The 11,343-nt window shown below is 43.9% G+C and carries 12 protein-coding genes; 11 read left to right on the top strand and 1 reads right to left on the bottom strand.

The features are described 5' to 3' along the window. Window positions 1-239: 239 nt before the first annotated feature. From B3C94_RS20870 to B3C94_RS20825, 10 genes are all read left to right on the top strand, one after another. Window positions 240-1,223, top strand: a complete 984-nt coding sequence (locus tag B3C94_RS20870) for a hypothetical protein (RefSeq protein ID WP_293907350.1) — start codon at window positions 240-242, stop codon at window positions 1,221-1,223. A gap of 114 nt (window positions 1,224-1,337) precedes the next feature. Further along, on the top strand, window positions 1,338-2,369 hold the full coding sequence (locus B3C94_RS20865) for a hypothetical protein (RefSeq protein ID WP_293907348.1): 1,032 nt from the start codon (window positions 1,338-1,340) through the stop codon (window positions 2,367-2,369). 1 nt (window position 2,370) lies between these two features. Continuing rightward, on the top strand, window positions 2,371-3,228 hold the full coding sequence (locus B3C94_RS20860; protein WP_293907346.1) for a LytR/AlgR family response regulator transcription factor: 858 nt from the start codon (window positions 2,371-2,373) through the stop codon (window positions 3,226-3,228). Window positions 3,229-3,245: 17 nt separating this feature from the next. Next, window positions 3,246-3,551, top strand: coding sequence for a hypothetical protein (locus tag B3C94_RS20855; RefSeq protein WP_293907344.1), 306 nt, complete (start codon window positions 3,246-3,248; stop codon window positions 3,549-3,551). A gap of 483 nt (window positions 3,552-4,034) precedes the next feature. After that, window positions 4,035-4,679 carry a DUF6266 family protein gene (locus tag B3C94_RS20850; RefSeq protein WP_293907342.1) on the top strand — a complete coding sequence of 215 codons (645 nt, stop codon included), beginning with the start codon at window positions 4,035-4,037 and terminating at the stop codon, window positions 4,677-4,679. 59 nt (window positions 4,680-4,738) lie between these two features. Further along, window positions 4,739-5,287 carry a DUF6266 family protein gene (locus B3C94_RS20845; RefSeq protein WP_293907340.1) on the top strand — a complete coding sequence of 183 codons (549 nt, stop codon included), beginning with the start codon at window positions 4,739-4,741 and terminating at the stop codon, window positions 5,285-5,287. A gap of 15 nt (window positions 5,288-5,302) precedes the next feature. Next, window positions 5,303-5,689: a hypothetical protein gene (locus B3C94_RS20840; RefSeq protein WP_293907338.1), complete on the top strand. Its 387-nt coding sequence runs from the start codon at window positions 5,303-5,305 to the stop codon at window positions 5,687-5,689. Then, window positions 5,608-6,222, top strand: coding sequence for a CHAP domain-containing protein (locus tag B3C94_RS20835; protein WP_293907336.1), 615 nt, complete (start codon window positions 5,608-5,610; stop codon window positions 6,220-6,222). The genes B3C94_RS20840 and B3C94_RS20835 overlap by 82 nt, the downstream gene beginning before the upstream one ends. A gap of 132 nt (window positions 6,223-6,354) precedes the next feature. Continuing rightward, a complete protein-coding gene (locus tag B3C94_RS20830) occupies window positions 6,355-6,687 on the top strand; it encodes a hypothetical protein (protein ID WP_293907334.1) in 333 nt (110 codons plus the stop codon). A 369-nt stretch (window positions 6,688-7,056) separates the two neighbouring features. Then, window positions 7,057-9,468, top strand: a complete 2,412-nt coding sequence (locus B3C94_RS20825) for a TonB-dependent receptor (protein ID WP_293907332.1) — start codon at window positions 7,057-7,059, stop codon at window positions 9,466-9,468. An 86-nt stretch (window positions 9,469-9,554) separates the two neighbouring features. Here the strand turns inward: B3C94_RS20825 and B3C94_RS20820 are convergent, their stop codons facing one another. Next, window positions 9,555-10,010: a PA2169 family four-helix-bundle protein gene (locus B3C94_RS20820; protein WP_293907330.1), complete on the bottom strand. Its 456-nt coding sequence runs from the start codon at window positions 10,008-10,010 to the stop codon at window positions 9,555-9,557. A gap of 246 nt (window positions 10,011-10,256) precedes the next feature. Between B3C94_RS20820 and B3C94_RS20815 the strand changes: the two genes are divergently transcribed. Continuing rightward, window positions 10,257-11,240 carry a YihY/virulence factor BrkB family protein gene (locus B3C94_RS20815; RefSeq protein WP_293907328.1) on the top strand — a complete coding sequence of 328 codons (984 nt, stop codon included), beginning with the start codon at window positions 10,257-10,259 and terminating at the stop codon, window positions 11,238-11,240. Window positions 11,241-11,343: the final 103 nt, after the last annotated feature.

The following is an 11,343-nucleotide window of genomic DNA, read 5'->3' as shown; positions in this document are numbered from 1 at the left end:
AACTGGGCAAGTTTGGTGCTGGACGGACGCAAAAAAGATGAAATCAACATGGAACAGCTTTTTATAGAAATGCAGCTTTTGGCTAAACAGGCACTTTGTACTTTTTCCAATAGGGAAACACTAAAGCTTCTGGGCAAAGATGAAGAGGAAAAATGTGATATCTACTACTTCTAAGTATACGTAGTAACCTGATGGGTGATCCGGACACCCTTTTTTGATAACCAATTAGTCGAACAAGTATGAAGAATATATCTCAAAATATGGGGCATGACCCATATTTAATCACGAACACATTATCGCTGAGCAGCCACAGCTGGCATAGATCGCTCAAAGCTATAGCCCTCTTGTACCATTGGCAATTGATTCCAGATGCCGGGGACCTTATCCGTTTTTTGCGAATACATCAGGAATGGTCCAATCAGCAGCATTATCAGGCAGATGACAATTTATTATCGCAGCTGATCAAAGTCTGGCCTAGTAATGAACTGGAGCCACGCATCTGGGCCTGCTTACATATTGGTCCATATGGCCTGATCGCAAGGGTGCTGATGGTGTTGGGGCGTAAACTGGCCATACTGTTGCGTTCGGATGTTTTTGAAGAACAGGGAGAGATTTACAGGAAGCAGTTCCAGTTTTCCTTTGGCCGGGAAGCGACCGAAGACGAATTAATCTTCATTCGTGCTGATCAGGGCAATCCGCTCTTAAAGCTCAGGGAAGTGATTCGAAAGAACTACGACCTGATCTTCTTTATCGATGGGCAGCTCGGCGCTGGTCCCGCCTCGAAGGGATGGGTACCAGTCAGACTGCATAGATCGGAGCTGCTTTTACGTGAGGGGATCGCTGCGTTGAGCTTTTGGACTAAAGTTCCAATCAGAACTGCGATCATGACAATAGTAGACGGGCAAATAACCCTTCGTCTTGGAGAGGACGTACGATATGTGAACAGTAAATCCGACTACCAACCTGCACTCCAATATATCCTTGATCTTGTCGGAAAGCTCGCTGTGGAGGAATTGATCCAATGGGAATGCCTGCCGACAGTTTTTGAGCATGAACTGCTGGGACAACTGGAGCGAATGCCTTTGCAGAGTTTTTGGCTACCGTTTGATATACAGGGGGAAGGAAGACTCTTTGATCTGGCTACAGGCCGTTCGGTTGTCATCGGATCTATAGAATTTCAAACAACCAGTCAGAAATTCAAAGAAATGTGGTTGAATGTTTAAACGTGTTTTTTGGGAGCTAAGGTTGTATAAATCTTCTTTAATTGATAAATTGTCTCTTAAAATAATTTATTTGTTAAAATATAGCTTTGTTTTTTCTTATTACCTAAACCAATTATGATCAAGGATAAGATTCTTAAACCATTATCAACGCGCTTTCACCTTATTTTCTGGGGAGGCTATTTTGCCTGGATTAGCCTGGTAAATATCTATAAATACGGCTGGTGGCATGTATTTGTTATCATAGTAATGGCCCCTTTAATGTTGGGCATTAGCTATACCAATCGGGCTTGGTTGCGACGTGTACTATTTAGGCGTTTTACCGTGCAGCGGATAGGGATCGTAATTGGGTATTTTCTGCTGACAGCTTTGGTAGTTTTTCTGCTGCTTTATAAATTTCCGACAGAGCTCAGCCAGAAAGTACTCAAGAACCCCAAATTGTTCAGGGCGATAGACTTTGGAATCGATGTATTTACTTTTTATATGACTTTTGTTCTCAAAGGCATTTTAATTCTTGCTATAGAGATCATTTACAATCTCAGTGTGGGACTTTTCAGACATTTGGGATTGAAAAGAACGCAGTCCCTAGAAAGTCTGAAAGCTAAGCTTTTTCGTAATTGGGCTGTTCATTTTATGGGCAATCTAACGCAGAGCTTTACACGTTTGGCGCGAAAAAAACCTAGTACATTGGCCCGAATAAATCTTTTCTTTGGTCTGGAAGCCTATGCCATGCGAAAGATGAACTTTGGACAAAGTATATCGGGAAACTTGGAAGATGAGCTCTTTTATCTGCGGCAGCTGATGCGGCTGTATGATCAGAATCAAATTCGGTTGCAGTCGGAAATTCATGACTGGAACAATCCGATTATACCCATGATGCTATTGAGCCTGTATAAAAACATGGTTAAACACGGCGATTATAGCGACTCTTCTTTTGAAAGTATTATTTACGTGTTTAGTGATACGTCGAAGGTATCGATAAGCTGCAAGAATAGGGTGTCCTCCCAGTCCGCATGGATCTTTGAAGAAGGGGGAACTGGTTTAGAACAAATGACAAAATTGCTCCGTCTGGAATACGGTGAAGCATTTTCTTTGATAAAACAAATGGCTGACGGCATATTTTACTTGAACTTGGATATAAATTTTTAACATGGATACTATAAAAAAAATATTAAAGCAGGAAGGACGCCTTCATAAAATTCGTGTAGGGATTGTGGATGATGATCCTCATGTTGTGGATGATCTTAAAAGATATGTAGATTTAACAGATGGTGTTGAATGTGTGTATGCGACCAGTAATCCCAAGGAAGCCCTGGTGGCGTTGCGCCGTCTAAAACTGGATATTCTTTTTCTGGACATTGAGATGCCAATCGTTGGCGGATTGGATATTTTGGGGCAGCTGGAAAGCCTCAAACGAGGCAACGCTGGTATTGCAAATCTTCAGGTTATCGTATGCAGTACCAATAGGGAGGTAGGCGACAAAATGTTCCATTACGAGGTGACCGATTATTTTCTTAAGCCTTTCGAGCAGGAACGTTATTATAAGGCCATCGATAGAGCAAAAAAGAATATCCAACAATATGGTTTGAATAACCTGAACGAAGAAAATAAGTGTTTCTTCTATGGCGAGCGCGGTTCGGTAAAGAAAAGGCTCAACTACGATGAGATCCGCTATATTGAAGCCAAAAATAATCAAACCAGGATGTGGATGGATGATAAAACTTTTATAGAAGTCAACGAGTCTTTCGGTAATATGCTCGCCCTGTTACCCAAAGCAAGCTTTGCACAGGTACATCGCAGTATAGCGGTTTCCCTCAGGCATGTTGTAGGTGTGACTGCTCATCATGTATTACTTCCTGAGATAGAGATAAACCGTGGTGAAAAGGGAAAATACAAATATTTTGATGAGTGGATTGAACAGAATTCCATTAGTGGGAAGTTTCAAATACATGGTATCGCAAGAGATCAAAAAGTGAGCAAGAATAAAAACAAAAAGAATACGATGTAACAATTAAAACTGATTTTATGAAGATAATTTTGAATAGAACACGAAAAAATACCCATAAAGCAAATGATGGCGCAATATTGTTTGCTTTACATATGCTCTATAGCAAATTGCAAAAAATGCACAACAAGAATGAGGTTTCTGAAGAGCGTGATGCGGTCTGGTGGGATGCCTCCCATGTACAGGAATTCGTCGGCATTAGTGAAAGGACCTTGTACCGTTACCAGCATAAGGGGATGCTTGGAACGGTACGCAAGGAAAATGGCAAACGACTTTTTTTACAGACGAATGTAGAACGTTTTAAACGTGCGTACTGGAATCTGTAAATGTAGAATGCATAGAGATTATTTTTGGGGTCTTTCGTTTTCGGAGGACCTTTTTTATTTTAACCTTCGGAACAATACCTGACCAACTCCCGCCCATCTTCACCCTTTCACGTACCTGTGTTCGACCCTTCCTTCGGTTTCCTTCGGGTGGCCATCGGGATTTGTTCGGGCTTGACCCGAAGCGGACTGCAGGAAAACTTTAGGAAAGCTCGAGAAACGCTGGGTCTTGGTTGGGTGTTGGTCAGGTGAACTGGTGATAACCTGCCTTCTTCAGATTGGATCGGATCTCTAAAATGGTAATTGATTTTCCTCCAAGATCTGCCAGCTTCCTGCCTATCTTTCGAAGACCTCCTGCCAGTAATCTGCCAGTCTTTGTTTTGCTGTATAGTTTTGTTTTTTAAGTTGTTACGTTTGTGATGTCAGGCTTAAATACCGGTATGTCTTAGCCACTGACAAGGGTTTAATTTTTAAAAACATAAAAAAATGGGAACAATAGTAAATGGAATAAACGGAGGTATAAGCGGTAAGACCGGCTCCGTGATAGGCTCCAGCTGGAAGAGTATCAACTACCTCAAAGGGCTTTATAAAAAAAGCAGCAAACCGGCTAGCCAGGAGCAGCTGATCACGCAGGCAAAGTTTAAATTGCTGATGCGATTTTTAATGCCGATCAACTCTTACCTGCAGGTAGGATTCGGACAGAAAAAAGCCGATAGACAGACTCCCCTTAATGCTGCTTTTCAATATAATCAGCCTCTGGCTATCCAGGGGACTTATCCAGACTTTATACTGGACTTTAGTAAAATCCGAATTGCCGACGGGTCCTTTTATCTGGGGCCACCGCAAGGGGCTTCTTTTGCTGATGAAGAGATGACGGTCACCTGGGATTCGAACAACAATGACATCTATCGGACAGCAGATGATGACGGTGTGTACATCGTCGGATACCATCCCGAGCAGGACGAGTTTTTAGCGCCTTCCATCGTGCCGACCCGCCGTATGGGTACCACGACTTTTGTGGTGCCTGCACATCTGCTTGGCGGTGCGGTGCACCTCTGGATTTTCATGGCCGACCGCAAGAAAAAGCGCGTATCTAAAAGTGGTTATTTGGGGCTGATACAGCTCATTTAGTTATTCATTAGGGATGTCGTCCGCTATGGACGATGTCCCCTTTATTTTTTTGATCTATTATGAAGAAAAAATCAAATAGGAAACGGTCAGATGCTCAGCTAGCTCAGCAGAAGCGTTTTGCCTTGGCAATGAGGTTTCTCTTACCGCTTAAATCGGTTCTGGCTGATGGATATAAATTTGTAGCCAAACGTAAAAAAAAGCTTATATATCCCTTTAACCTCGCCCTGTCGCATGTGCTTAGTATGGGCATTGCTGAAGGGGAAGAGGGGCCTTATGTGGATCCCGAAAAAGTAAGGCTCAGCGATGGTACATTGCCTGGGGTGCTGGTCTCAGATATAGTCGAGGAAACTAGTCGGATACTGGTCAGTTACGATAGTTTTTCCTCCTTTTGTGCCTGGGATGATCATGTCAAGCTGATCGCTTATCAGATGAAAGAGGGTGTGGCGATAAGAAGTCAGAATCTAGCCTTACGTAGTGAAAAGCAAGCTTTCCTAGATGTACCTAATTCGTTGATCGGGAAAGAACTTTTGCTGTATATCCTATGCAGTGATAGAGATGGTTTAAAGTATGCCCGAAGCCAGTACTTGGGTACTTATCAGATTAATTAATTTTTAAAAAGTAATATGGAATTTATACAAAAACAATTGGTCTCCGATATCGAGGATATCTATTGGCCTTTAACAGGTAGACAGGTGCTCAGCATAGTACTGGCCTGTCTACTTATATTTTTTATTTCATCGGGCCTCTTGCTGCAGGCCCTCGATCCAACATCGGGGGTATTGGACATCGGTATGCTCTCGGTGCTGCTCTTTGCCATACTCGCTGGGCTAGCGGCTATTTATTGCTGCTTTTGGCTTCAGGAAATGCTTTGGCAGCCTTTTAAGTTTTTCCGTCAGGAATTTAGTTATCACTTTAATCAATTGACATCATGGCAAAAATGCATTATCTATTTTTCGGTATTCTTTCTGTCGCTGTTTTCTTTCTTGGCAATACTGGCGATGCTGCTGTAATCGACCAGAAACTCTTAGACAGTTATGCTGAATCCCGACGTACAGATCCTGTCGCCGGACATGAGGATGCAGCATCTTTGAAATGTTACAGTGGATCGGATATGCGAGAACGTATTGTAGCTCTCGCTGTACAGGAGATTGGTGTGCGGGAGGCGACAGGCAGTAACGATGGCAGGCGGATAGAGGAGTACTTAGCTTATACCGGACTCGGAAAAGGATATGCCTGGTGTGCGGCTTTTGCATCCTGGTGTTATGGTCGTGCTGGCCGTTTGGCACCACGAAATGCATGGAGCCCGGCACTTTTTCCAAAAGCTCGCCGCTACACAAAAGACCAGGTGAAGCGGTCCGCGGTACGTCCGGCAGATCTCTTTGCAATCTATAGCCAAAACCTGAAGCGTATCAACCATGTGGGGATTGTGCACAAAAAGGAGGGAAACTGGATCATCACGGTAGAGGGTAACAGTGCCAATTGCGTGCTTACAAAGCGACGCCCCTCGGCTACCATTTATGCGTTTTCAAATTGGTTAGATTGATCGAAGGCTATGGTAAACCGTTTAACATGTTGCTTTTTCTCGGTCCTGGGCTTCTTGTTTTTTCACTCCTGCAAAATTTTTAAGCAGCAAGATCGCCAGGAACAGCAATCGACCTTTAAAGATCTGCAGCGAATGGAGTATCGCCAGCAATGGTATAATATACAAGAGGATAGCCTATCGCGCTATTGGTACTTTTCATCGGAAGGCAGATTTCGATTTCACCCGGACAGCGGAATTATTGCTGAACGCGGTAAGCTTTTTATACAGGAATCAAAATTAAATAAAAGCTTTGGAAATGCTTTTTCCAGGGAGCTGAATGAGATTTCCTCGGAAAAAATACAAAAGTCAACATCGGATAATCGCCGCACCTTATTCAGCCCTGGCTCTTGGTTGATTGGGTTAATTGTACTGGTGCTTTTAGCGGGCTGGAAATTTAGAAAGTTTTTTAAAATCTTCCGACGGTAAAATGGATGAAAGAATGTTTGGTGGGATGATTGTGTTTCTAAAGGCTAGGTCAACGCAGACCTGGCCTTCTTTGTTTCTCGCTGATCAGAAGTGATTTAGCGGGATCGAAACTTGGCTGTATCGTTACATGGAGCTATAGATAATTTATAGCTATAAGGTGAATTATTTTGTGATACATTATTTTTTTGCTTGGATTTTTAGAACTGAGAAGCACGCGCTGGATTCACCGCCAGGTGCGCGAGCGCGCTGATCCCCAGATTAATTAACCCCGAGGTTAGCTTTGAATAATTAATTATTTATAATTAGTCTAATTAATTTCAAATAAACATGAAATAGTACTATATTCGGCTCCATAAATTTTTTATGGGAATGAAATCTATACATATTGCTGTAGCGATGCTATCGCTTACCGGTGTCGCCAATGCACAGACAGCCAGTATCTTCGGAAAGATTACGACCCTGGATGGTAATCCGGCGGAATCGGTCAACCTAACCATTAAGGGAACGAATAAACGGACGCAGACTGATAAAAATGGGCAGTACAAATTTGAACGCCTCAAACCGGGGAACTACCAACTCATCACGAGCTTTACAGGTTTAAATTCAATCGAAAAAACAGTAGCCGTGGAGGGCAACAAACCTACGGTACTTGACTTTGTCCTGGATGAAAACTATGCACAGTTGCATGAAGTGCTGGTATCTGGTTTCAGATCCAACCGGACGTTAAGCTCTATCGCTAAAATGCCGCTGAGCAATCTGGAGAACCCGCAGGTGTATACGACGGTATCCCATGAAATAATGAAGCAGCAGGCAATTACTAATTTTGACGATGCCTTGCTGCGCAATGTCTCTGGCATCAGCCGCACCTGGGAATCGACAGGACGCGCCGGCGATGGGGGTGCTTATTTCTCCCTACGTGGTTTTGAGGCGCAGAGCAACCTGGTCAATGGACTTCCGGGGCTGGCGAGTGGTATCCTGGACCCAGCCGGTGTAGAGGAAATACAGGTGCTCAAAGGTCCCTCGGGGACACTTTTTGGCGCTAGCTTTTACGGCTATGGCGGTGTGATCAATACCATCACCAAAAAACCTTACTTTGATTTTGGCGGTGAAGTGGGATACAGCTATGGGAGCAATGATCTGCACCGCGCAACGGTGGACCTCAATTCGCCTTTAAATAAAAGCAAAACTATCGCCCTCCGGATAAATTCGGCCTTCCACCGCGAACATAGTTTTCAGGATGCGGGTTTCAAAAACTCCTTCTATTTTGCACCTTCACTAACTTATAAGGTTAATGACAGGCTGACGGTCAATCTGATGGCCGAGCTTCTCGATATGAAGAGGGCTGTAGCGCCGGTTTTCTTCCATTCGGACCGTGTCGCTCCTTTAACCTTTAAAAATATTGCGGAACTTAACCTCAACCCCAAGCTTTCCTTTACCAGCAACGATTTATCCATTAAAAACCCGCGGTCCAATGTGCAGGGCGAGGTGCTCTATAAGATCAATGAGCAATGGAATTCACAGACTGTGGTCTCCATGGGCAATGTCAAGTCGGATGGGATTTACAGCTATATCTGGGGAAATCAGCCTGGCGACAGTTTTTTTGACCAGTACTTCCACAATGAAAATCAGAAGACCAGAACATTTGATATACAACAGAATTTTAACGGCGACTTTAAACTAGCGGGTTTGCGAAATAGGCTGCTGGTGGGAGTAGACTATTTTGCCCGCGATGTCAAGGATCATGGTTCGGGCTGGGGCCTGGGACGGCGGGTAAATCCGCAGGGACTGATCAAAGGTCCGTTGGATGGAGACGGCAAGGAGCTGCCGGTGGTTCCGCTGACCAGGCAGGCGATTGATCAGCTGCTAGCAGGTACCGATGCGGGCGATCCCTCCCACATCAAAAACAGCTCATTCAGTGTCTATGCCTCGGATTTATTGGATCTGACCGACCGGCTTTCGTTGATGGCGAGTTTGCGGGCCGATTACTTTGATTCAAAAGGGGAGGTTTCCGATGCAGACGATAATTATAGCCAGTGGGCGCTGTCGCCAAAACTGGGTCTGGTCTATCAGGTGGTCAAAGACCGAGTTTCGCTCTTTGCCAATTATATGAATGCATTCTACAATGTTGCGCCTAATATCGTCTACGATGCCAATAATGTCAAGACTGGCGTGCAGTCCTTTAAGCTGGAACGTGCCAATCAGTGGGAGCTGGGTACAAAGGCGAGCTTGATCAAAGATAGATTGTGGACAACGCTCGCGCTGTACGATATTCGGGTTGCCAATCGGGTGTACAGCACGCCGACGGGCTCAGTACAGGGTGGAAAGGTAGAGAGCAAAGGTGTTGATTTTGACATCGAAGCGATACCATACGCTGGTTTTTCGGTTAAAGCCGGATTCAGCTATAATCATATTGCCATCATCGCCGGCAACGGAAATGATTTCTACAACGAAAAGGGCCGTGCTCCGGGTGGTCAGGGACCGAGTACATTGGGCAATGTATGGGGATCTTACCAAATTCAGAACGGTAAACTCAAAAATCTGGGCTTCGGTCTCGGCGGTAACTATGGCGGCAAGTATAAGGTCATCGACAATAGCGTGACGGGCGTATTTGAGCTTCCGAGTTATACGCTTGTGAATGGAGCGGTCTACTATTCGTTCAACAGATTCCGGGTCAATTTTAACCTCAATAATATCAACAATAAACAATATTATATCGGTTACTGGTCTGTCAACCCGCAGCAGCGCAGAAACTTCGTAGCCACAGTTTCCTACAGATTGTAATCGCCAATAATTATTGGAGTTCTTTACTGAACTTTCAGCATAGGTCTCTGAATTAGATTCAGGGACCTATTTGTTTTGTGGGTAAATTAGATCCCACACATAATTTTAATATTTTCATGGGCTTCGCGCTGCTGGCTGAGCTGAATCTGGATCAGATTTTTGACACCAATGGATAGCTTATCGCCCTCATCAAGTGCTTTATTGTACACCTCCTGAAAGGCAGCCTCGCCCCGCTCACAATTCTCCAGCAGATCTTGCATATTGCCGCCTGAAATTTTTGATTTGATCACCATCCACAGCCGGAAGAGCTCACCGCTTAATTTCGTCCGGTCAGAAGCATATTGACCGGCAAGTTCCACCTGGGGCCTGAGCTCTTCGATAAACCGTTCAGACTGCTCAATTAATTGCCTAAATACCGCTTCACGGGCACCTTCGCCCTGCTCGTTGGCCAGATCAATCGCTAGCATATATCCCGCGATGCGGTCATTGTTGATTTTAATAAGGTCATTTAAAATATTGGGGTCGTTTTGAATACTTTTCATCCTGTTGTACGCTGTTTTTATAGTATTTTTTATTAGGAACAATAGAGTTTAATCATTAGTTTGTCTTTATTTCTTTTATGATAAGTGCTTTTGGCTTACTGCTTGATTTTAAGGTTGCTGAGCTTGATTTTTATGCTGTGTGCCTAGTTTTCGGCGGGTTGAATTCTTAAATCGTAGCGTAAATTTTCTTAAAAAACAAACGTTCTGCCCCTTCTAAGAGTTTCTTTCTTAAAAACCAGAAAGACAATGGATGTAAAAAAGAAAAATACAAACAAGCTACAGACTTATTGGACGATACTGAAAAATACAGTATCAGGATTTATGAATGAAGATTCCATGAAATACAGTGCCTCCTTATCTTACTATACTGTTTTTTCTATTGGGCCGATATTGGTGCTGATCATTTCGCTGGCCGGCATTTTTTACGGTGCTGAAGCCATTGAGGGAAAGGTTTTTGCCGAACTCAAAGGCCTTGTCGGAAGCAATGCGGCCAAGCAGATCGAAGAGGTTATTCAAAATCTCCAGTTGTCGGGCAAATCAAATATGGCGCTAGTGATCAGTGTGGTGACCCTGATAATCGGTGCAACGACGGTATTTGGCGATATGCAGAATTCAATCAATAAGATCTGGCATGTGCGTCCCAAACCCAAAAAAGGATGGCTCAAGATGATCCAGGACCGCCTGCTTTCCTCGTCGCTTGTCATCGGACTGGGATTTTTATTGGTGGTGACCTTAATTATCAACGGCGTGATTCTTGCACTTACCGGTCAGCTTCAGCGCTACTTTCCGGATATCACCGTTGTACTCATGAACCTGATCAATTTTGTTATTTCCTTTGTGGTTATTGTGATCCTCTTTGGCGTGATTTTTAAAACGCTGCCGGATGTCAATATTCAATGGAAGACTGTTCGCGCCGGGGCTTTATTTACAGCCATTCTTTTTGTAATCGGCCGCTACCTGATCGGGATCTATTTAGAGCGTTCTGCCACCCAGGATACCTACGGTGCGGCAGGCTCTTTTGTGCTTATTCTGCTCTGGGTGTATTATACCGCGGCAATCCTTTATTTCGGTGCGATTTTTACGCGGGAGTATGCGACAGAAATGGCCATACCGATCGAACCTTCGGAGTTTGCAGTCCACGTGGAGACGCAGGAAATAGAACGGAATGTCGATGAAGTTCCGCCGGCACCCCTTGATAAGGAGGAAACGACCATTGATAAAACAGAGTAAAACGCCGATGTTATTTTTTAACATTTGATAACATTTTTTTTTAAACGATTCCCGCTGCAGGCTGTTCTATTTATAAAAAAACGAAAGGAAAAATATTATGAGT

The sequence above is a fragment of the Sphingobacterium sp. UBA5670 genome, assembly GCF_002420705.1.
Classification (GTDB): Bacteria; Bacteroidota; Bacteroidia; order Sphingobacteriales; family Sphingobacteriaceae; genus Sphingobacterium.
This window is presented reverse-complemented; position numbering and strand designations above follow the sequence as displayed.